Origin of the sequence: Streptomyces sp. CS113 (genome assembly GCF_002188365.1) — a bacterium.
Lineage (GTDB): Bacteria > Actinomycetota > Actinomycetes > Streptomycetales > Streptomycetaceae > Streptomyces > Streptomyces tendae.
The window spans coordinates 4,316,174-4,336,346 of record NZ_KZ195574.1 but is presented as its reverse complement, the minus strand read 5'-3'; the positions used below and the strand labels follow the sequence as shown (position 1 = coordinate 4,336,346).

The 20,173-nt window shown below is 73.1% G+C and carries 18 protein-coding genes; 11 read left to right on the top strand and 7 right to left on the bottom strand.

Going from position 1 to position 20,173, the window contains the following annotated elements; all coding sequences use genetic code 11:
* Positions 1-17 precede the first annotated feature (17 nt).
* Positions 18-530, bottom strand: a complete 513-nt coding sequence (locus B9W62_RS19180; protein ID WP_087808343.1) for an Lrp/AsnC family transcriptional regulator — start codon at positions 528-530, stop codon at positions 18-20.
* Between the two features lie 189 nt (positions 531-719).
* On the opposite strand from B9W62_RS19180, the gene pdhA (B9W62_RS19175) reads away from it, so the two are divergent.
* The 6 genes from pdhA (B9W62_RS19175) (at position 720) to B9W62_RS19150 (ending at position 8,027) form a co-directional block, all read left to right on the top strand.
* A complete protein-coding gene (pdhA, locus tag B9W62_RS19175; RefSeq protein ID WP_087808342.1) occupies positions 720-1,886 on the top strand; it encodes a pyruvate dehydrogenase (acetyl-transferring) E1 component subunit alpha in 1,167 nt (388 codons plus the stop codon).
* The gene (locus B9W62_RS19170; RefSeq protein ID WP_076975161.1) at positions 1,883-2,887 is read left to right on the top strand and encodes an alpha-ketoacid dehydrogenase subunit beta; all 1,005 of its coding nucleotides are present in this window, start codon (positions 1,883-1,885) and stop codon (positions 2,885-2,887) included. The genes pdhA (B9W62_RS19175) and B9W62_RS19170 overlap by 4 nt, the downstream gene beginning before the upstream one ends.
* Positions 2,887-4,410: a dihydrolipoamide acetyltransferase family protein gene (locus B9W62_RS19165; RefSeq protein ID WP_087808341.1), complete on the top strand. Its 1,524-nt coding sequence runs from the start codon at positions 2,887-2,889 to the stop codon at positions 4,408-4,410. The genes B9W62_RS19170 and B9W62_RS19165 overlap by 1 nt, the downstream gene beginning before the upstream one ends.
* A gap of 145 nt (positions 4,411-4,555) precedes the next feature.
* The gene (locus B9W62_RS19160) at positions 4,556-5,557 is read left to right on the top strand and encodes an NTP transferase domain-containing protein (RefSeq protein ID WP_179235558.1); all 1,002 of its coding nucleotides are present in this window, start codon (positions 4,556-4,558) and stop codon (positions 5,555-5,557) included.
* Positions 5,557-6,933 carry a molybdopterin molybdotransferase MoeA gene (locus B9W62_RS19155; protein WP_087808340.1) on the top strand — a complete coding sequence of 459 codons (1,377 nt, stop codon included), beginning with the start codon at positions 5,557-5,559 and terminating at the stop codon, positions 6,931-6,933. Before B9W62_RS19160 ends, B9W62_RS19155 begins: the two co-directional genes overlap by 1 nt.
* Positions 6,930-8,027: a potassium channel family protein gene (locus B9W62_RS19150; protein WP_087808339.1), complete on the top strand. Its 1,098-nt coding sequence runs from the start codon at positions 6,930-6,932 to the stop codon at positions 8,025-8,027. Before B9W62_RS19155 ends, B9W62_RS19150 begins: the two co-directional genes overlap by 4 nt.
* 18 nt (positions 8,028-8,045) lie before the next feature.
* Here B9W62_RS19150 and B9W62_RS19145 read toward each other — a convergent pair whose 3' ends face one another.
* Together B9W62_RS19145 and B9W62_RS19140 are read right to left on the bottom strand one after the other, a co-directional pair.
* Positions 8,046-8,894: an ABC transporter permease gene (locus B9W62_RS19145; RefSeq protein WP_087808338.1), complete on the bottom strand. Its 849-nt coding sequence runs from the start codon at positions 8,892-8,894 to the stop codon at positions 8,046-8,048.
* A complete protein-coding gene (locus tag B9W62_RS19140) occupies positions 8,891-9,913 on the bottom strand; it encodes an ATP-binding cassette domain-containing protein (RefSeq protein ID WP_087808337.1) in 1,023 nt (340 codons plus the stop codon). Before B9W62_RS19140 ends, B9W62_RS19145 begins: the two co-directional genes overlap by 4 nt.
* Before the next feature lie 142 nt (positions 9,914-10,055).
* Here B9W62_RS19140 and B9W62_RS19135 point away from each other — a divergent pair, with 142 nt between their 5' ends.
* Positions 10,056-11,036: an NAD(P)H-quinone oxidoreductase gene (locus tag B9W62_RS19135; protein ID WP_087808336.1), complete on the top strand. Its 981-nt coding sequence runs from the start codon at positions 10,056-10,058 to the stop codon at positions 11,034-11,036.
* 35 nt (positions 11,037-11,071) lie between these two features.
* Here the strand turns inward: B9W62_RS19135 and B9W62_RS19130 are convergent, their stop codons facing one another.
* Positions 11,072-11,863 carry a hypothetical protein gene (locus B9W62_RS19130; RefSeq protein ID WP_143665467.1) on the bottom strand — a complete coding sequence of 264 codons (792 nt, stop codon included), beginning with the start codon at positions 11,861-11,863 and terminating at the stop codon, positions 11,072-11,074.
* Positions 11,864-12,034: 171 nt separating this feature from the next.
* Here B9W62_RS19130 and B9W62_RS19125 point away from each other — a divergent pair, with 171 nt between their 5' ends.
* Positions 12,035-12,574, top strand: a complete 540-nt coding sequence (locus tag B9W62_RS19125) for a bacterial proteasome activator family protein (protein ID WP_087808334.1) — start codon at positions 12,035-12,037, stop codon at positions 12,572-12,574.
* Positions 12,575-12,694: 120 nt separating this feature from the next.
* Here B9W62_RS19125 and B9W62_RS19120 read toward each other — a convergent pair whose 3' ends face one another.
* Positions 12,695-14,362, bottom strand: coding sequence for a Stk1 family PASTA domain-containing Ser/Thr kinase (locus B9W62_RS19120; RefSeq protein ID WP_087808333.1), 1,668 nt, complete (start codon positions 14,360-14,362; stop codon positions 12,695-12,697).
* A gap of 346 nt (positions 14,363-14,708) precedes the next feature.
* On the opposite strand from B9W62_RS19120, the gene B9W62_RS19115 reads away from it, so the two are divergent.
* Positions 14,709-16,337, top strand: a complete 1,629-nt coding sequence (locus tag B9W62_RS19115; RefSeq protein WP_179235557.1) for a protein kinase domain-containing protein — start codon at positions 14,709-14,711, stop codon at positions 16,335-16,337.
* 90 nt (positions 16,338-16,427) lie between these two features.
* On the opposite strand, the gene B9W62_RS19110 is transcribed toward B9W62_RS19115, so the two are convergent.
* On the bottom strand, positions 16,428-16,835 hold the full coding sequence (locus B9W62_RS19110) for a hypothetical protein (RefSeq protein ID WP_087808331.1): 408 nt from the start codon (positions 16,833-16,835) through the stop codon (positions 16,428-16,430).
* A gap of 145 nt (positions 16,836-16,980) precedes the next feature.
* Complete coding sequence (locus tag B9W62_RS19105; protein WP_087808330.1) at positions 16,981-17,637, bottom strand: response regulator; 657 nt, start codon at positions 17,635-17,637, stop codon at positions 16,981-16,983.
* A gap of 323 nt (positions 17,638-17,960) precedes the next feature.
* On the opposite strand from B9W62_RS19105, the gene pdhA (B9W62_RS19100) reads away from it, so the two are divergent.
* Both pdhA (B9W62_RS19100) and B9W62_RS19095 read left to right on the top strand, forming a co-directional pair.
* Positions 17,961-19,190, top strand: coding sequence for a pyruvate dehydrogenase (acetyl-transferring) E1 component subunit alpha (pdhA, locus tag B9W62_RS19100; protein ID WP_087808329.1), 1,230 nt, complete (start codon positions 17,961-17,963; stop codon positions 19,188-19,190).
* Position 19,191: 1 nt separating this feature from the next.
* A complete protein-coding gene (locus B9W62_RS19095; protein WP_087808328.1) occupies positions 19,192-20,172 on the top strand; it encodes an alpha-ketoacid dehydrogenase subunit beta in 981 nt (326 codons plus the stop codon).
* The last annotated feature ends 1 nt before the right edge of the window (position 20,173 follow it).

Below are 20,173 nucleotides of genomic sequence, written 5' to 3'. Positions count from 1 at the left end.
GGTTCGGCCGCCGCCGGTCAGCTCTGCGGTTCCAGGTCCTCCGTCTCGAAGACCAGCAGGGTGCGGGTGCTGAGCACCTCCGGGATGGCCTGGAGGCGGCTGAGCACCAGCTCGCGCAGGGCCCGGTTGTCCGGGGTGTGCACCAGCAGCAGGACGTCGAAGTCGCCGCCCACCAGGGCGATGTGCGAGGCCCCGGGCAGCTGCCGCAGCTGGGCGCGGACCGTCCGCCAGGAGTTCTGGACGATCTTCAGCGTGATGTAGGCCGAGGTGCCGTGCCCGGCGCGTTCGTGGTCGACGCGGGCACCGAAACCGCGGATGACGCCGTCCTCGACGAGCCGGTTGATGCGCGCGTAGGCGTTCGCGCGCGAGACGTGCACCCGCTCCGCGACGGACCGTATCGAGGCCCGGCCGTCCGCCTGGAGCATGCGCAGGATGTCCTGGTCGATGGCGTCCAGCGGGCGCGCGGGCGGCGGGGCGCCGGGCTCGTCCGGGCCGCCGCCCTCCCCGGGGCGATCGGCCCGGTCGGCCATTTGTTCAGATGCCACGCGCCCCCGCCTTCCCCTCATGGACGTACTGCGTCCATCTCAGGCTGTGGAGAACCGTTTGTCCACAGCCTGGGGCCGCATGTAGCCAAAATGTGCCGACGACCGAACAATCGGTAGGTGAGGCCCGTCACACCCGTGGCGAGCCCGGAGCCGTCTCCCACGAGGAGGTGCGTCATGACGGTCATGGAGCAGCGGGGCGCGTACCGGCCCACACCGCCGCCCGCCTGGCAGCCCCGAACCGACCCCGCGCCGCTGCTGCCCGACACGGAGCCCTACCGCGTCCTCGGCACCAAGGCCGCGGACCGCGCCGACACCGAGCTGCTGCGCACGCTGTACGCCCGGCTGGTGCGCGGCCGGCGCTACAACGCGCAGGCCACGGCGCTCACCAAGCAGGGCCGGCTGGCCGTCTACCCCTCCAGCACCGGCCAGGAGGCGTGCGAGGTGGCCGCCGCGCTGGCCCTGGAGGAGCGCGACTGGCTCTTCCCCAGCTACCGCGACACCCTCGCGGTCGTCTCGCGCGGCGTCGACCCCGTCGAGGCCCTCACCCTGCTGCGCGGCGACTGGCACACCGGCTACGACCCCTACGAGCACCGGGTCGCCCCGCTGTCCACGCCGCTGGCCACCCAGCTGCCGCACGCCGTGGGTCTCGCCCACGCCGCCCGCCTCAAGGGAGACGACGTGGTCGCGCTGGCCATGGCCGGCGACGGCGGCACCAGCGAGGGCGACTTCCACGAGGCGCTGAACTTCGCCGCCGTCTGGCGGGCCCCGGTCGTCTTCCTCGTGCAGAACAACGGCTTCGCGATCTCCGTCCCGCTCGACAAGCAGACCGCCGCCCCGTCGCTGGCCCACAAGGCCGTCGGCTACGGGATGCCCGGCCGCCTGGTCGACGGCAACGACGCCGCCGCGGTGCACGAGGTGCTGTCCGACGCCGTGCGGCACGCCCGTGCGGGCGGCGGTCCCACCCTGGTGGAGGCGGTGACGTACCGCGTCGAGGCGCACACCAACGCCGACGACGCCACGCGCTACCGCGGCGACGCCGAGGTGGAGACCTGGCGCCGGCACGACCCGGTCGAGCTGCTGGAGCGGGAGCTGACCGAGCGCGGCCTGCTCGACGAGGACGGCGTCCGCGCCGCCCGCGAGGACGCCGAGACCATGGCCGCCGACCTGCGCGCCCGTATGAACCAGGACCCGCGGCTGAACCCGCTGGACCTGTTCGACCACGTCTACGCCGAGCCCACCCCGCAACTGCGCGAGCAGCGGGACCAGCTCCGCGCGGAGCTGGCCGCGGAGGCGGAGAGCGCGGCCCCGCAGTCCGGGGCCCCGGAAGGGGGACGTCGATGACCACCGTCGCCGCCAAGCCGGCCACCATGGCGCAGGCCCTCACGCGCGCGCTGCGCGACGCCATGGCCGCCGACCCGGGCGTGCACGTCCTCGGTGAGGACGTCGGTACGCTCGGCGGCGTCTTCCGGATCACCGACGGTCTCGCCGCGGAGTTCGGCGAGGACCGCTGCACGGACACCCCGCTCGCCGAGGCCGGCATCCTCGGCACCGCCGTCGGCATGGCGATGTACGGCTTGCGCCCGGTCGTCGAGATGCAGTTCGACGCCTTCGCCTACCCGGCGTTCGAGCAGGTCGTCAGCCATGTCACCAAGATGCGCAACCGCACCCGCGGAAAGATGCCCCTGCCGCTGACCATCCGCGTCCCCTACGGCGGCGGGATCGGCGGCGTCGAGCACCACAGCGACTCGTCCGAGGCGTACTACATGGCGACTCCGGGGCTCCATGTCGTCACGCCCGCGACGGTCGCCGACGCCTACGGACTGCTGCGCGCGTCCATCGCCTCCGACGACCCGGTGGTCTTCCTCGAACCGAAGCGGCTGTACTGGTCGAAGGACGCGTGGAACCCGGAGGAGCCGGCGTCCGTTGAACCGGTGGGCCGCGCGGTGGTGCGGCGTTCCGGCCGGAGCGCCACACTCATCACGTACGGACCGTCGCTGGCCGTCTGCATGGAGGCGGCCGAGGCGGCCCGGGCCGAGGGCTGGGACCTCGAAGTCGTCGATCTGCGCTCCCTGGTGCCGTTCGACGACGAGACGGTGTGCGCTTCGGTGCGGCGGACGGGACGCGCGGTCGTCGTCCACGAGTCGGGCTCCTTCGGGGGCCCGGGCGGGGAGATCGCGGCCCGGGTCACGGAGCGCTGCTTCCATCACCTGGAGGCGCCGGTGCTGCGTGTGGCCGGGTTCGACATCCCGTATCCTCCGCCGATGCTGGAGCGTCACCACCTGCCTGGTGTGGACCGGATCCTGGACGCCGTGGGGCGCCTGCAGTGGGAGGCCGAAAGCTGATGGCACACGCTTCTGACGGGGGCGGCCTGGAGTTCAGGCTGCCCGACCTCGGTGAGGGGCTCACCGAGGCGGAGATCGTGCGCTGGCTGGTCGAGGTCGGCGACGTGGTCGCCGTGGACCAGCCGGTCGTCGAGGTCGAGACGGCCAAGGCGATGGTCGAGGTGCCCTGCCCCTACGGCGGTGTGGTCACCGCCCGCTTCGGCGAGGAGGGCACGGAGCTGCCGGTCGGGGCGCCGCTGGTGACCGTGGCGGTCGGCGAGGTCGACGGCGCGGGGGACGCGGCGGCCGACGGCCCGGCGCGGGGCACGGACCCGGGCGTCGGTGCCGCCGAGTCACCGGCCGCCGGGGCGCCCGCCGCGGAGAAGCAGGCGGAGGGTTCCGGCAACGTCCTGGTCGGCTACGGCACCTCCGAGGCACCCGCGCGGCGCCGCAGGGTGCGGCCCGACCGTCCGGCGGCCACCGGTGTCTCCGGACGGGCGAACGGCACGGTGCGCGGCGCCGGTCCGGTGGACGGCCCGGTCCGTGTCGCCGAGCCCGCGGACGGCCCGGTTCCGGTGATCTCTCCGCTGGTGCGCAGGCTGGCCCGGCAGAACGACCTGGACCTGCGCGAGCTGACCGGTTCGGGACCGGAGGGGCTGATCCTGCGGGCGGACGTGGAGTACGCGCTGCGTGCCGCGGCCGCGCGGAGCGGTCGTGCGGCGGACCAGGAGGCCGGGGCGAGCCGGGTGCCGGACGCCGCGTCCGTGTCCTCCGGTGCCTTCGCGGCCGCCTCCGCCACTTCCTCCGCCCCCTCCGCTCCCTTCCATTCCTCCGCCTCCTCCGGTTCGCGCCCCGGCGGCACCCGCGTGCCCCTCAAGGGCGTGCGCGGCGCCGTTGCCGACAAGCTCTCCCGCAGCCGGCGCGAGATCCCGGACGCGACCTGCTGGGTGGACGCCGACGCGACCGAGCTGATGCGGGCGCGCACCGCGATGAACGCGTCCGGCGGGCCCAGGATCTCCCTGGTCGCCCTGCTGGCCCGGATCTGCACGGCCGCCCTGGCCCGCTTCCCGGAGCTGAACTCGACGGTCGACACGGAGGCCCGGGAGATCGTCCGGCTCGAACAGGTCCACCTCGGCTTCGCCGCGCAGACGGACCGGGGGCTGGTCGTGCCGGTCGTCCGGGACGCGCACGCGCGGGACGCCGAGTCGCTCACCGCGGAGTTCGCCCGGCTGACCGAGGCGGCCCGCGCGGGGCGGCTGACGCCGGGCGACCTGACCGGCGGCACCTTCACGCTGAACAACTACGGCGTGTTCGGCGTCGACGGCTCCACACCGATCATCAACCACCCCGAGGCGGCCATGCTCGGCGTCGGCCGCATCGTCCCCAAGCCCTGGGTGCACGAGGGCGAGCTGGCGGTGCGTCAGGTCGTGCAGCTCTCGCTCACCTTCGACCACCGGGTGTGCGACGGCGGCACGGCGGGCGGCTTCCTGCGGTACGTGGCGGACTGCGTGGAACAGCCGGCGGTGCTGCTGCGCACCCTGTGACCGGGACGACGACACCTGTGACCGGGGCGACGACGCCTGTGACCGGGGCGACGACGCCCACGAGGTGACGGTGTGTCCGCACACCCGCCGATCGCGCGGGCTCCCCTGCGTTCCCTGTGATCGCCCAGGGCCCCATACTCGGGGGGTGACCGCGTACGAGCCCCCCGGCGACCCAGGCGCCGGCCCCGACCCCGCGCCGGACCCCGGGCCGGCAGGACCCGGCCGCGCCGGGTACGACGCCGTCGTGCTCGCCGGCGGGGCCGCCCGGCGGCTCGGGGGCGTGGACAAGCCCGGTCTGCGGGTGGGCGGACGCGCGCTCCTCGACCGGGTGCTCGCCGCCTGCGCCGGAGCCGGGACCACCGTCGTGGTCGCCGAGCCCCGGCCCACCGCCCGCCCGGTGACCTGGGCGCGCGAGGACCCGCCCGGCGGTGGACCGCTGGCCGCCCTCGCCGCCGGGCTGCGGCACACCGCCGCGGAGCACGTGGTGGTGGTCTCCGCCGACCTGCCGTTCCTCGCCGCGGCGACCGTCGAGCGGCTGCTGGCGACCCTGGCCGCGGGCGATGCCGACGGGACGCTGCTCACCGACGCCGACGGCCGCGACCAGCCCCTCGTCGCCGCCTACCGCGCACCCGCAGTGCGCCGCGAACTCGCCGCGCTCGCCCGCGACCGGGCGGCACGGGACGGCCGGCCGGACCTCACCGGGCTGCCGCTGCGCCGCCTGACCGGCGCTCTGCGCCTCACCCGCGTCCCGGACGCCGTCGCCTCCTTCGACTGCGACACCTGGGACGACCTCGCCACCGCAAGGGCACGCATCAGGGAGCATGGTCACGTGTTGGATGAATGGATTTCCGCAGCGAAGGACGAGTTGGGCATCGACCTGGACGTCGACACCAAGGTGCTGCTCGATCTCGCGCGCGACGCCGCCCACGGAGTGGCCCGGCCGGCCGCCCCGCTGACCACCTTCCTCGTCGGTTACGCGGCCGGGCGGGCCCAGGGCGGCCCCGAGGCCGTCGCCGAGGCCGCCCGCAAGGCCGCGGCTCTCGCCCTGCGCTGGGCGGAGGAGGCCGCCGACGCCGGTGCCGCCCCCGGGAAGGGCAAGCCCGACGCGGCTCCCGACGCCACCCCCGACACCCGCCCGGACGCGTGATGACCTCCCCCGGCACGCGGGCCGACGCGGAGGCCGAGGACCTCGACGTCGAGGAGGCGCTCGCCCTCGTGAAGGAGAACCCCGGCCCCGCCCACCGCGGCACAGCCCACTCCGGCCGCGGTGGACACGGCACGCCCGCCCCGCACCACCCGGCGGACTCCCACCACCGCGCGACCCCCTGGCCCGAGGCCCGGACCACCGCCGAGCGCGCCGCCCGCGCCGCGGCCCGTGCCGCCCGCCGCACCCCGGTCGCCGTGCCCCTCGACGCCGCCCTCGGCCTCACCCTCGCCGCACCCTTGGCCGCCCTCACCGACCTGCCCTCCTTCGACACCTCCGCGATGGACGGCTGGGCCCTCGCCGGACCGGGCCCCTGGGAGGTGCGCGACGAGGGCGTCCTGGCCGGACACGCGGAACCCGCGCCCCTCACCGACGGCGAGGCCGTCCGCATTGCCACCGGCGCGCGGATCCCCGCGGACACCACCGCCGTACTGCGCACCGAGCACGGCCGCACCGACGAACGCGGCCGTCTGCACCCCACCCGCGAGGTCGGCCACGGCCAGGACATCCGCCCGCGCGGTCAGGAGTGCCGCAGCGGCGACCAGTTGCTGCCCGTCGGCACCCTCGCGACCCCGGCGGTCCTGGGCCTCGCGGCCGCCGCCGGATACGACACGCTCACCGTGGTCCCGCGCCCCCGCGTCGACGTCCTGGTCCTCGGCGACGAACTGCTCACCGAGGGCCTCCCGCACGACGGCCTCATCCGGGACGCGCTCGGCCCGATGCTGCCGCCCTGGCTGCGCGCACTGGGCGCCGAGGTCCGCGCCGTGCGCCGGATCGGCGACGACGCCAAGGCGCTGCACCGCGCCGTCACGTCCTCCGACGCCGACCTGATCGTCACGACCGGCGGCACCGCCGCGGGCCCCGTCGACCACGTCCACCCGACCCTGCGCCGGATCGGCGCCGAACTCCTCGTGGACGGCGTCAAGGCCCGCCCCGGACACCCCATGCTGCTGGCCCGCCTCAAGGACGACCAGCACCTCGTCGGACTGCCCGGCAACCCCCTCGCGGCCGTCTCCGGTCTGCTCACCCTCGCCGAGCCGCTGCTGCGCACCCTCGCCGCCCGTCCGGCGCCCGAGCCGTACAGGCTGCCGCTGCGGGACGCGGTGCACGGGCACCCGTACGACACCCGGCTCGTGCCCGTCGTGCTGCGCGACGAGGGTGCCGTGCCGCTGCACTACAACGGCCCCGCGATGCTGCGCGGCATCGCGGCCGCCGACGCCCTGGCCGTCGTACCCCCGGGCGGTGCGCGGTCGGGACAGGAGGCCGAACTGCTCGACCTGCCCTGGGCGACCGGCGGAATCGGAGTGTGTTTCACGTGAAACTTCCGGGCCAGGACGCCATCGCGCGTCAGGCGGACGAGCACTTCGTGACCCACAAGGTGAAACTCCCCAGGAAACTGGTGGAGCACCCGTTCCGGCAGGTCGCCAAGCGGCTGTCCATCGCCCTGCTGGTCCTCGTGGTGACGGCCGTCATCGTCTACACGCACCACGACGGCTACACCGACAACTCCGACGGTTCCGTCGACCTGCTCGACTCCTTCTACTACGCCACCGTCACCCTCTCCACCACCGGCTACGGTGACATCACGCCCGTCAGCGACGCCGCCCGGCTGACCAACATCTTCGTCATCACGCCGTTGCGCGTGCTCTTCCTGATCATCCTGGTCGGCACCACGCTGGAAGCCCTCACCGAGCGCACTCGGGAGGAGTGGCGCCTGAACCGCTGGAGGTCCGCCTTGCGCGATCACACCGTCGTCGTCGGCTTCGGAACCAAGGGGCGGTCGGCGATCCAGACCGTCTGCGCGACCGGACTGCGCAAGGACCAGGTGGTCGTGGTCGACCCCAGCGGAAAGGCCATCGAGGCCGCGACGGCCCACGGCTACGCGGGTGTGGTCGGCGACGCGACCCGCAGCGACGTGCTCAACCGGGCCGAGGCGTACCGGGCGAAGCAGATCATCATCGCCACGCAGCGCGACGACACGGCCGTGCTGGTCACGCTGACCGCCCGGCAGCTCAACCGCGGCGCGAAGATCGTGGTCGCGGTCCGCGAGGAGGAGAACGCGCCGCTGCTGAAGCAGTCCGGCGCCGACGCCGTGATCACCAGCGCCAGCGCCGCCGGCCGGTTGCTCGGGCTCTCGGTGCTCAGCCCCGCCGCCGGCATGGTCATGGAGGACCTGATCAGCCAGGGCAGCGGGCTCGACCTCATCGAACGGCCCGTCATAAAGGCCGAGGCGGGCAAGAACCCGCGGGAGGTCGAGGACCTGGTGGTGAGCGTGATCCGCGGTCACCGGGTGCTGGGCTACGACGATCCGGCCGTCGGCGGGCTGGAGCTGACGGACCGCCTGATCACGATCGTTCGGGCGACGCCGGCCACCCATGTGACGCCCGACGCCCGCCCGTTCCCCCGCGACTGAGCCGCCCTTCTCCCCCTGCTACTTGCGGTTGTAGAGCCGCATCGTGACCGGGCCGAAGACCAGCAGGAACAGGCCCGCCCAGCCCAGCGTCCAGGCGATCTCGACACCGGGCCAGCCGCCCGCCATCAGTCCGCGCACCGCGGACGCCAGGTGGGTGATCGGGCTGTTGTTGACGAAGGCCTGGAGCCAGCCCGGCATGGTCTTCGGGTCGACGAAGACGTTGGACAGGAAGGTGAGCGGGAAGATCACCATCATGCTGACGCTCATCACCGACTTCTCGGTGCGCAGCATCAGCCCGAACATCGTCCAGATCCACGAGAAGGCGAACGAGAAGAGCAGCAGCAGCACGATTCCGGCGACCACGCCGACGAACCCGCCGTCCGGCCGGTAGCCGAGGAGCAGGCCGACGGCGAGCATGACGATGGACGCGATGGTGTAGCGCAGCGCGTCGCCGAGGAGATAGCCGACCATCGCCGAGGGCCGCCAAATGGGCAGCGAGCGAATGCGGTCGAAGACGCCCTTCTCGATGTCGATGTTCACCGAGACCCCGGTGTACATCGTGATCATCACGACCGACATCACGAGGATGCCCGGCAGCACGAACTGGATGTAGTCACGGGGCGAACCCGCCAGCGCACCGCCGAAGAGGTACGTGAACATCAGCAGGTTCATGATCGGGAAGGCGGTGACGTCGAAGAGCTGCTCCGGCACGTGCTTGATCTTGAGCATCGCCCGCCAGCCGAAGGTCAGGGACGTGGACCAGGCGCTGGGCCGCGGCGGCCGCTCCCTGGTCACCAGCAGGGCCGCCAGCGACTCGGTGCTGACCGGGGAGAGATCCGTGTCCCCGGTGTTCGTGGCCGTGCTCATGCCGCCACCTCGCCCTTCGTGTCGGTGCCGGAGTCGCCGTCGGTGCTCTGGCCGGTGTCGTGCCCGGTCAGCGCCAGGAAGACCTCGTCGAGGCTGGGCTGGCCCAGGGAGAAGCTGTCGACGGTGATGCCGGCCCGGGCCAGCTCACCGAGCGCCTTGGCCGCCTGGTCGGCGGCGGTGTCACTGGCCGCCACCCCGAGGCGCGCGGTCAGCGCCACCGGGTCGGGCTCCAGCTGCACCTCGGCCACCAGCAGGTTCCGCAGGACGCGCTCGGCCTCGGGCCGCTCCTCCGCGTCCCGCAGCCGCAGATGGACGGAGCCGGCGCCGACGGAGGACTTCAGCTCGCCCTTGGTGCCCTCGGCGATCACCCGCCCCTTGTCGATGACGGCGATCCGGGACGCCAGCTGGTCGGCCTCGTCCAGGTACTGCGTGGTCAGCAGCACGGTCGTGCCCTGGGCGACGACCGCGCGCACGATGTCCCACACCTGGTTGCGGCTGCGCGGGTCGAGCCCGGTGGTGGGCTCGTCGAGGAAGAGCAGGTCGGGAGTGTTGAGGATGGAGGCGGCGATGTCGATGCGCCGCCGCATGCCGCCCGAGTAGTGCTTGACCTGCTTGGCCGCGGCGTCCGTCAGCCCGAAGGCCGCCAGCAGCTGGTCGCCGCGCTCCCGCGCGGCCGTCTTGCCGTGCCCGAGGAGCCGGCCCAGCAGGACCAGGTTCTCGATGCCGGTGAGGTCCTCGTCCACGGACGCGTACTGCCCGGTGAGGCTCACCCGGCCGCGTACCTCGTCGGCCTCCCGCACCACGTCGTGGCCGAAGACGCGGGCCTGGCCGTCGTCCGGCCGCAGCAGGGTGGCGAGCATCTTCACCGTGGTGGTCTTGCCGGCGCCGTTCGGGCCGAGAACGCCGTAGACCGTGCCGGCCGGCACCGCGAGGTCCACCCCGTCCACGGCCCGGGTCTCACCGAACGTCTTCACCAGTCCCGCGGTCTCGATGGCGAGTCCGGACGTGTGCGTGCTCATGCTGTGGGTCCTTCCGCGTTCATGGTGTACGCGTTCTTGGGCTACGCATGGGAAGACCTTTACCGTCGCGCAAACTCATCGCCGACGCACGCGGATTTTCCGGCGGAGGGAAGACGGGGAGCACAGGAGTAGCGTCGGCCCCATGCATGCGATCACGATTCCCGAACCCGGAGGCCCCGAGGCGCTGGTGTGGGCCGAGGTCCCCGACCCGCAGCCCGGCGAGGGCGAGGTCCTGGTCGAGGTGGCGGCCAGCGCCGTCAACCGCGCCGACATCATGCAGCGCCAGGGCTTCTACGACCCCCCGCCCGGCGCTTCCCGCTACCCCGGCCTGGAGTGCTCCGGACGCGTGGCCGCGCTCGGCCCCGGCGTCTCCGGCTGGGCCGTGGGCGACGAGGTGTGCGCGCTGCTCGCGGGTGGCGGCTACGCCGAGAAGGTCGTCGTCCCGGCCGGCCAGCTGCTGCCGGTGCCGCAGGGTGTCGGCCTCAAGGAGGCGGCGGCGCTGCCCGAGGTGGTCTGCACCGTCTGGTCCAACGTCTTCATGGTCGCCCACCTGCGCCCCGGCGAGACGCTGCTCGTGCACGGCGGCTCCAGCGGCATCGGCACCATGGCGATCCAGCTCGCCAAGGCCGTCGGAGCCAAGGTCGCGGTGACCGCGGGCACCAAGGAGAAGCTGGAGCGCTGCGCCGAGCTGGGCGCGGACGTCCTGATCAACTACCGGGAGCAGGACTTCGTCGCCGAGGTGAAGCAGGCCACGGGCGGCGCCGGCGCCGACGTCATCCTCGACAACATGGGCGCGAAGTACCTGGACCGCAACGTCCAGGCCCTCGCGGTGAACGGCCGTCTCGCGATCATCGGCATGCAGGGCGGCCGGAAGGGCGAGCTGGACATCGGCACGCTCCTGGCCAAGCGCGCCGCCGTCAGCGCCACCTCGCTGCGGGCCCGGCCCCTGGAGGAGAAGACGGCCATCGTGGCGGCCGCGCGGGAACACGTCTGGCCGCTGTTCGCCGGGGGGCACGTCCGCCCGGTCGTCGACCGCGAGATGCCGATGAGCGAGGCAGCCGAGGGCCACCGGGTGGTCGAGGAGAGCGGGCACATCGGCAAGGTGCTGCTGGTCGCCCCGTAGACGGCGTACGGCCGGCGTGCGGAGGGAGCGGGGCGTCATCCACGGCGCAGGCGCAGTCCGGCGAGGCCCAGGGCCAGGCCGAGGCCGATGAGTACGAGCCCGCTGCCGAGCGGGAGGACCCGCAGGACGGGCTCAGCGGACGCCCGGGTGGACGTACCGCTCCGCGCCGGGGACCGGGACGGGGCGGCCGGGGACACCGCGGCGGCCTCGGTCCGGCCGGGCGCCGGGACGGTGGCCGGGTCCTCGGGGAGGACGCCGTCGTCGGCCCGGTACCGGTCGGCGTTCTCGTCCCTGCCGTCCCGCTCCGGCCCGCGCTCCTCATCACCTCCGGGCCGCTGCCTGCCCGGAGGCGGCGGGTTTCCGCCCCGGGAGGGAACGGGGTCGGCCGTGCCGGACGCCGACGGCGAGGCGGCGGACGCGGAGGACGAGGGCTCGGGGGAACGGCGTCCCGCGCCACCCGCGGGACCGGAGTCCTCGGGGGGCCGGGAGGAGGATCCGGCGTCCGGCCGCTCCGGCCGCTCCGTGCGGTAGTGGCCGTCGGGGCCGTCGGGGCCGTCGGGGCCGTCGGGGCCGTCGGGGCCGTCGGGGCCGTCGGGGCGCCCGGGACGCTCGTGACCGCCCCGCCCGTCATGGGTGGCGGAGCCGTCCGGGACGGTGGCCGCCCCCGGCGCGGACGGCGACGGCGCCACCACCTCCGCCACCACCGCGACCGACACCGGCGACCCGGCACCGTGGGCCTGCTGCGCCCCGTGCGGCGCCACCACCGCGCCGGCCCCCAGGGCACCCACCAACCCCGTCGCCCGCAGTGTGCGCAGCCATGGAGTCACGTCCGTGGCCCCCTCCCGGTGATGAGCGGTCGTGGAAAGCGTCGGGGAAAGCGACGGAACAAGCCTCACACCGGGCGGCGATCCCGGCATTTCGGGCGCCGCCGAACGCGGCCGGCCGTTTCGGCGGGGGCACCGCCCGTCCGTCCCTCCCGGGTGCGAGACAATGGCCGCATGGAGATGCCGAGGAACGACAGGTCGCCGGAGAACCCCCAGATCCTGGTCGTCGGCCAGGACGGAATGGCGCTCAGCGGCGGCGGGGACGACGACTCCCGCGAGATTCCGGTGACCGAGCAGGTGGAGCAGCCCGCCAAGGTCATGCGGATCGGCAGCATGATCAAGCAGCTGCTGGAAGAGGTGCGGGTCGCGCCCCTGGACGAGGCGAGCCGGGTCCGGCTCAAGGAGATCCACGCCAGCTCGGTGAAGGAGCTGGAGGACGGTCTGGCCCCGGAGCTGGTGGAGGAGCTGGAGCGGCTCTCGCTGCCCTTCACGGACGACGGCACCCCGACCGACGCGGAGCTGCGGATCGCGCAGGCACAGCTGGTCGGCTGGCTGGAGGGCCTCTTCCACGGCATCCAGACCACGCTGTTCGCCCAGCAGATGGCCGCGCGGGCCCAGCTGGAGCAGATGCGCCGCGCGCTTCCGCCGGGCACCGTGCCCGAGGGCGAGGAGCCCCCGCACCCGGGCGGCCGTTCCGGCGGCCCCTACCTGTAGGACGGCTGCCCGCAGGACTGCGGCCACCGACGTCGCGAAGGGCCCGGCAGCACTCGCTGCCGGGCCCTTCGGCGTCAGCCGTCCGTCACGCGGTCAGCCGTCCGTCACGCGGCCACCGGCTCACTCGGAGGGCGGGTTGCCCGTCGAGACCTTGAGCTGGATCTCCGGCATGTTCTCCGGGTCGACGTCCGTGCCGGCCGTGGGGAACTGGTCGCGGATCGAGCCCTGGCCGTAGGTGTTCTCGTCGACCTCGACGACCTTCATCTGCCAGCCCGCGGCGTTGAAGCACTCCTTGACCGAGCCGATGTACTTGAACGTGAAGTCCGGCACCTGGATCTTGTCGGGGTCGTTGTACGACTCCTGCGGCTCGGTGCACTTGTCCTTCTCGATCGTCTTCGTCTTGTCCGGCCCGCGGTAGCCCGCCGCCTTCGACGGCGACGCGGACACGCTCGCCGTACTGCCGCCGCCGCCGGCCTCCGGGTCCTCGTCCCCGCCGCCGTTCATCAGCAGCGCGCCGACCAGGGCGCCGACGGCCACGACGGCGACCGCGATCGAGCCGATGATCACCGGCTTGTTGCTCTTCCCGCCGCCCGGGGATCCGGAGCCCTGGGCCTGGGGCGTCAGGTTGTACGGCGGCGGTGTCGACGCGCCCTGCTGCTGCGCGTACGGCGACGGGGCCGGCGTCTGGTAGCCGGCCTGCTGCGGATAGCCGTAGGCCGGCGAGTGCGGCGCCGGAGCCGGGGTGCCGTACGGGTTCGGGCCGTGGGCCGGCGTCGGCTGGTACGGCGTCTGGACGGGGCCCGTGGGCGCCGGGGTGCTCTGGTCGACCGGCGGGAAGACCGCGGAGCCGACGCCCGCGCCGCTCGACGTCTGGGCGCCGGGCACGATGCTCGGCGGGGCCGCCTGGAAGGAGGCCGCCACCCGCAGGCACTCGTCGCGCATGGCCTCGGCGCTGGGGAAGCGTTCGTTGGGGTTCTTCTTCAGCGCCCGGGCCACCAGCGCGTCCACCGCCGGGGGCAGCGCGCGGTTCACGGTGGACGGGGCGACCGGCTCCTCCTGCACGTGCGCGTACGCGATCGCGAGCGGCGAGTCGGCGTCGAACGGCAGGCGCCCGGTGACCAGTTGGAACAGCATGATGCCGACCGAGTACAGGTCGGAGCGGGCGTCGACACCGCGGCCGAGGGCCTGCTCCGGCGAGAGGTACTGCGGGGTGCCGACGACCATGCCGGTCTGCGTCATCGAGGTCACGCCGGACTGCATGGCGCGGGCGATGCCGAAGTCCATCACCTTGACCACGGCGCGCTTGGTCATCATCACGTTGCCCGGCTTGATGTCCCGGTGGACCAGGCCCATCTCGTGGCTGATCTCCAGCGCGGCCAGCACGTCCGCGGTGATCTTCAGCGCCTTGTCGGCGGGCATCGCGCCCTGCTGCCGCACGTCCTCGTCCAGCACCGAACCCAGCGGCCGGCCCTCGACGTACTCCATGACGATGTACGGCGTCGTCATGCCGTCCAGATCGTCCTCGCCGGTGTCGAAGACCGAGACGATGTTGGTGTGCGTGAGCTTGGCCACGGCCTGGGCCTCGCGGCGGAAGCGCTCGCGGAAGGCCTGTTCGCGACCCAGCTCGGTGTGCAGCGTCTTGATCGCGACCTGGCGGTCGAGGACCGAGTCGTACGCCAGGTGCACGGAGGCCATGCCGCCCTCGCCGAGCAAGTCGCGCAGCTGGTAACGGCCGCCGGCGAGCGCCCGCCCCGCGTACCGTCCCTGTCCGGCGGCGTCCTGGCTCATGTCTCTGCGTCCCCCATAGACGGCGGGCGCCGGTGGCAGCGGCACGCGCGCTCGTGATCGAAAGTGCTATTCCCGGCCAAGTCTGCCCCAGGGCACTGACACGTCAAGCGCGGTGCCCGTTCCGTGACCGTACGCGAAAGAAGCGTCGCGGAAGCGTTACAGCCGGCGTACCGCCGGTACACGGAATTTGCACGAGAGTACGGAACCAGGGTTTCATGACCGGTCCGTCTCATGTCCGGTCCCGGCGCCCATCTCGGACCGGAGGCCCCCGCGAAGGCTGTAGCGTGGCCGACGGAGACCGTAACAACACCGCGCGTACCGCGGGCAGAAACGACGGCGAGGACTGATGGCACAGCAGCAGCGCGCCCAGGGCCCGTCCGAACCCGAGGCATCTGGCGGCGGTATGTCTGACGCGCCGGAGAACTGGGGCAACGGCGGCCTGGTCGGCGACGGCCGGTACCGGCTGACCCGCAGGCTCGGGCGGGGCGGCATGGCCGAGGTGTTCGCCGCCGAGGACGTCCGCCTCGGGCGCACCGTGGCGGTCAAGCTGCTGCGCGCGGACCTCGCCGAGGACCCGGTCTCCAAGGCGCGGTTCACGCGCGAGGCGCAGTCCGTGGCCGGCCTCAACCACCACGCCATCGTGGCCGTGTACGACTCGGGCGAGGACGTCGTCGGCGGCCAGTCCGTGCCGTACATCGTGATGGAGATCGTCGAGGGGCGCACCATCCGCGACCTCCTCCTCAACGCCGAGGCGCCCGGCCCCGAGCAGGCGCTGATCATCGTCTCCGGCGTCCTGGAGGCGCTGGCCTACTCGCACCAGCACGGCATCGTGCACCGCGACATCAAGCCGGCCAACGTCATCATCACCAACACCGGCGCGGTCAAGGTGATGGACTTCGGCATCGCGCGCGCCCTGCACGGAGCCCAGTCGACGATGACGCAGACCGGCATGGTCATGGGCACCCCGCAGTACCTCTCCCCCGAGCAGGCCCTCGGCAAGGCCGTCGACCACCGCTCCGACCTGTACGCGACGGGCTGCCTGCTCTACGAACTCCTCGCGCTGCGCCCGCCGTTCACCGGCGAGACCCCGCTGTCGGTGGTCTACCAGCACGTGCAGGACATCCCGACGCCCCCGTCCGAGGTCTCCGACGCCACCCCGCCGGAGCTGGACGGCCTGGTGATGCGCTCGCTGGCCAAGGAGCCGGACGACCGTTTCCAGACCGCCGAGGAGATGCGCGGCCTGGTCCAGTACGGGTTGCAGATGCTGTACGAGCAGGGCGGCCACACCGGCACCTGGAACACCGGCCCGGTCGCCGCGCACGACGGCCGGCACACGCCGTCGGCCGGTCTCGCGGGTACGACGGTGATGCCGCACCCCGCCGACCACGGGGCGTCCGGCACCCAGCAGATCCCCCAGCCGATCCTGCCGAACGGCTACGGCGGGGGCGACGACGGCGGCTTCGAGGGCCACGGCAACAAGGGCAGCGGCCGCGGCAAGCTGTGGATACTGGCCGTCTTCGCGGTGATCGCCATCGCGGCCGGTGTCGCGCTGGCCCTGAACAACGGCGACGGCGGCAAGGGCGGCACCGAGACGGACAAGAGCCCGTCGGCGACCACCTCCCAGAGCACCGGCGAGGAGTCGCCGAGTTCCTCGCCCAGCGACGAGGAGACGCAGGAGACCACCGACCCGGGCACCGAGCAGGGCTCGGGCGGGGGCGGCACCGGCGACGGGGACTGGGACCAGCCGTACACACCGTCGTACACGCCGTCGGAGACCGCGACGGACGATCCGACCGGTGACCCGACCGGCGATCCGACGGGCGACCCGACCGGCGATCCGACGGGTGACCCGACCGGCGGCGGTGAGCCGACCGGCGGTGGTGAGCCGACCGGTGGTGGTGAGCCGACCGGTGGTGGTGAGCCGACCGGCGGCGCGACCGGTGCCCCGGGCGGTTCCGAGGGCGGCGAGGGCTGAGACCCCCGTATCGCGATCCCTACGCGCGCGTGCGGCCCGGAAACGGGCTCCACGCGCGCGTCGCGTTGCGGGGACGTCCTCGCGGAGCGGTCAGAGCGGGCCCGCCGAGCCGTCCGTGAAGTGCACCGTGCCGAACTGCGGGTCGACCCGCAGATAGGCGGGCTCGAACGGCTCGCCGTCCACCCGGTCCGGCGCCGGACCGAACCGCTCCAGCTCGGCGGTGCTCGGCTCGTGGTCCTCGCACCGGCCCACGACCTGCACGGTCCACAGGCGCTCGCCGGGTCGCGCGGAGGTCAGGTTGTCCGCCCCGTAGGCGACGACGCTCCCGGCGCACATCCGGTGGTACCCCCAGCTCCTGGGCATCCGCAGCAGGATCCGGCCGTCGGCCACGATGTGCCGCGCGTGGGCGAGGAAGGGCAGGGCGCGCAGGGTGGTGGCCGCCCGGCCGTAGGCGGTACGGCCGAGCAGGCCGACGGCGAGCTGTTCGTCGGAGGGCATGGTCTCACTGTGCGGGAGCGCGGGGCCCGGGAACAGGGTCGCCCGCCCCGGCAGGAGGGGACGTAGGTCCCGAGTAAGTGCTGTCCGAGCAGGTACGAAACAGGTACGGAGCAGGTACGGAGCAGCGGCCGGGGGAGCGCGCCCGTCAGCGGTTCTCGGCCTCCAGGCGGGCCACGAAGGCCGCCGCCTGGGAGCGCCGCTGCATCCCCAGCTTGCCCAGCAGGCTGGACACGTAGTTCTTGATCGTCTTCTCGGCGAGGTGGAGCCGTTCGCCGATCGCGCGGTTGGTCAGTCCCTCGCCGATCAGGTCCAGGATGCGGCGCTCCTGGTCGGTGAGCCGGGCCAGCCGGTCGTCGGGCTTCGCCCCGCCGTCGCGCAGCCGTTCCAGCACGCGCGCGGTGGCCGCCGGGTCCAGCAGCGACTTCCCGGCCGCCACCTCTCGTACGGCGCCGAGCAGCTCGGCGCCGCGGATGTCCTTGAGGACGTAGCCGGACGCGCCCGCCATGATCGCGTCGAAGAGGGCCTCGTCGTCGGCGAAGGAGGTCAGCATCAGGCAGCGGACGGACGCGTCCCGGGAGCGGATGTCGCGGCAGACCTCCACGCCGCTGCCGTCCGGCAGCCGTACGTCCAGCACGGCGACGTCCGGACGGGTGGCCGCGACCCGCGCCTGCGCCTCGGCGGCCGTACCGGCCTCGCCCACCACCTCGATGTCCGGCTCGCCGGCGAGCAGATCGTGCACCCCGCGGCGCACCACCTCGTGGTCGTCGAGGAGGAATACCCGGATTTTTCCGTCTTCGCGCACGCGGTCAGTGTCACACACCGGCTCTTCCCGTGCCCGGGGTGGCCGGGATAACGTGCCGTTGTTCCGGCCCCCTGCAAGGCTGTGACCAGTAAAACTTCCGCCCTACGCCGATTTACTTGGAAATCCGAGTAAAAACGCAGGTCAGGAGGGGTTTCACAGAAATGTGGAGCACTGGGTAACGTGCTGTTCGCAGGGCGCTCGCCGGGGCACCTGTCACGCCTGTTCCCGATCGGGCCGCACCCACCCTTGTGCGTCCGCCGGGCCGCAGGTGAGCCGCACTGGCTTCCGGCGAACCCGGGGGCCGGACCGACGGAGGAGCACACGTGACCGAGAGCACTGCCGCGCGCAAGCCGCGACGCAGCGCCGGAAGCAAGGCGGCCGGGACCACCGGCACCAAGGCCGGCACCGGCAAGCGCACCACTCGCACCACCAGCACCACCCGTACCGCTGCGACGGAGGGCTCCGAGACGGAGCTGGTGCAGCTGCTGACGCCCGAGGGCGAGCGCGTCGAGGACGCCGCCTACGCCGAGTACGCGTCGTACGTCGCCGACATCACCCCGGACGAGCTGCGCGGCCTGTACCGCGACATGGTGCTCACCCGGCGCTTCGACGCCGAGGCCACCGCGCTTCAGCGCCAGGGCGAGCTGGGCCTGTGGGCCTCGCTGCTCGGCCAGGAGGCCGCCCAGATCGGCTCCGGCCGGGCCACCCGCGAGGACGACTACGTCTTCCCGACCTACCGCGAGCACGGCGTCGCCTGGTGCCGGGGGGTCGACCCGACCAACCTCCTCGGCATGTTCCGCGGCGTGAACAACGGCGGCTGGGACCCCAACGGCAACAACTTCCACCTGTACACCATCGTCATCGGCTCGCAGGCGCTGCACGCCACGGGCTACGCGATGGGCATCACCAAGGACGGCGCGGACTCCGGCGTGATCGCCTACTTCGGTGACGGCGCCTCCAGCCAGGGCGACGTCAGCGAGGCGTTCAACTTCGCCGCGGTCTACAACGCGCCCGTGGTGTTCTTCTGCCAGAACAACCAGTGGGCGATCTCCGAGTCCAACGAGAAGCAGACCCGGGTGCCGCTCTACCAGCGCGCCCAGGGCTTCGGCTTCCCCGGCGTCCGTGTCGACGGCAACGACGTGCTGGCCTCCCTCGCGGTCACCCGCTGGGCCCTGGACCGCGCCCGGCGCGGCGAGGGCCCGGCGCTCATCGAGGCGTACACGTACCGCATGGGCGCCCACACCACCTCGGACGACCCCTCCCGCTACCGGCACGACGACGAGCGCGCCGCCTGGGAGGCGAAGGACCCGATCCTGCGCCTTCGCCGCTTCCTGGAGTCCGCAAACCACGCGGACGAGGGATTCTTCGCGGAACTGGAGGCGGAGAGCGAGACGTTGGGCAAACGAGTACGCGAAGTGGTCCGTGCCATGCCGGACCCGGACCGGTTCGCCATCTTCGAGAACGTGTACGCGGACGGGCACGCGCTCGTGGACGAGGAGCGGGCCCAGTTCGCCGCCTACCAGGCATCGTTCGCAGACGCAGAGGGGGTCTGACATGGCAGCGGAGAAGATGGCGCTGGCGAAGGCGATCAACGAGTCGCTGCGCCGCGCGCTCGAGTCGGACCCCAAGGTCCTGATCATGGGTGAGGACGTCGGCAAGCTCGGCGGTGTCTTCCGGGTCACCGACGGCCTGCAGAAGGACTTCGGCGAGGACCGGGTCATCGACACCCCGCTGGCCGAGTCCGGCATCGTCGGCACCGCCATCGGCCTGGCCCTGCGCGGGTACCGCCCGGTGGTGGAGATCCAGTTCGACGGTTTCGTCTTCCCGGCCTACGACCAGATCGTCACCCAGCTGGCGAAGATGCACGCCCGCTCGCTGGGCAAGGTCAAGATGCCGGTCGTCATCCGCATTCCCTACGGCGGCGGCATCGGCGCGGTCGAGCACCACTCCGAGTCCCCCGAGGCGCTGTTCGCGCACGTGGCGGGCCTGAAGGTGGTCAGCCCGTCCAACGCGGCGGACGCGTACTGGATGATGCAGCAGGCCATCCAGAGCGACGACCCGGTGATCTACTTCGAGCCCAAGCGCCGGTACTGGGACAAGGCCGAGGTCGACGCGGAGGCCATCCCCGGCCCGCTGCACACCGCGCGGGTGGTGCGCGAGGGCACCGACCTGACGCTGGCCGCGTACGGCCCGATGGTGAAGCTCTGCCAGGAGGTCGCCGACGCGGCCGCCGAGGAGGGCCGCTCCCTGGAGGTCGTCGACCTGCGGTCGATCTCGCCGGTCGACTTCGACACGGTCCAGGCGTCGGTCGAGAAGACCCGCCGCCTGATCGTGGTCCACGAGGCGCCGGTGTTCCTGGGCTCGGGCGCGGAGATCGCGGCCCGGATCACGGAGCGCTGCTTCTACCACCTGGAGGCCCCGGTGCTGAGGGTCGGCGGCTACCACGCGCCGTACCCGCCGGCGCGCCTGGAGGAGGAGTACCTGCCCGACCTGGACCGGGTGCTGGACGCCGTCGACCGCTCGCTGGCGTACTGAG

Bases quoted from the DNA above. Each gene is read 5' to 3' on its own strand.
- B9W62_RS19095 (WP_087808328.1), top strand. From the start codon at position 19,192: ATGGCAGCGGAGAAGATGGCGCTGGCGAAGGCGATCAACGAGTCGCTG.
- B9W62_RS19110 (WP_087808331.1), bottom strand. From the start codon at position 16,835: ATGCCCTCCGACGAACAGCTCGCCGTCGGCCTGCTCGGCCGTACCGCC.
- B9W62_RS19155 (WP_087808340.1), top strand. From the start codon at position 5,557: ATGACCTCCCCCGGCACGCGGGCCGACGCGGAGGCCGAGGACCTCGAC.
- B9W62_RS19125 (WP_087808334.1), top strand. From the start codon at position 12,035: ATGGAGATGCCGAGGAACGACAGGTCGCCGGAGAACCCCCAGATCCTG.
- B9W62_RS19170 (WP_076975161.1), top strand. From the start codon at position 1,883: ATGACCACCGTCGCCGCCAAGCCGGCCACCATGGCGCAGGCCCTCACG.
- B9W62_RS19180 (WP_087808343.1), bottom strand. From the start codon at position 530: ATGGCCGACCGGGCCGATCGCCCCGGGGAGGGCGGCGGCCCGGACGAG.
- B9W62_RS19140 (WP_087808337.1), bottom strand. From the start codon at position 9,913: ATGAGCACGCACACGTCCGGACTCGCCATCGAGACCGCGGGACTGGTG.
- pdhA (WP_087808342.1), top strand. From the start codon at position 720: ATGACGGTCATGGAGCAGCGGGGCGCGTACCGGCCCACACCGCCGCCC.
- B9W62_RS19115 (WP_179235557.1), top strand. From the start codon at position 14,709: ATGGCACAGCAGCAGCGCGCCCAGGGCCCGTCCGAACCCGAGGCATCT.
- B9W62_RS19120 (WP_087808333.1), bottom strand. From the start codon at position 14,362: ATGAGCCAGGACGCCGCCGGACAGGGACGGTACGCGGGGCGGGCGCTC.
- B9W62_RS19145 (WP_087808338.1), bottom strand. From the start codon at position 8,894: ATGAGCACGGCCACGAACACCGGGGACACGGATCTCTCCCCGGTCAGC.
- B9W62_RS19135 (WP_087808336.1), top strand. From the start codon at position 10,056: ATGCATGCGATCACGATTCCCGAACCCGGAGGCCCCGAGGCGCTGGTG.
- B9W62_RS19165 (WP_087808341.1), top strand. From the start codon at position 2,887: ATGGCACACGCTTCTGACGGGGGCGGCCTGGAGTTCAGGCTGCCCGAC.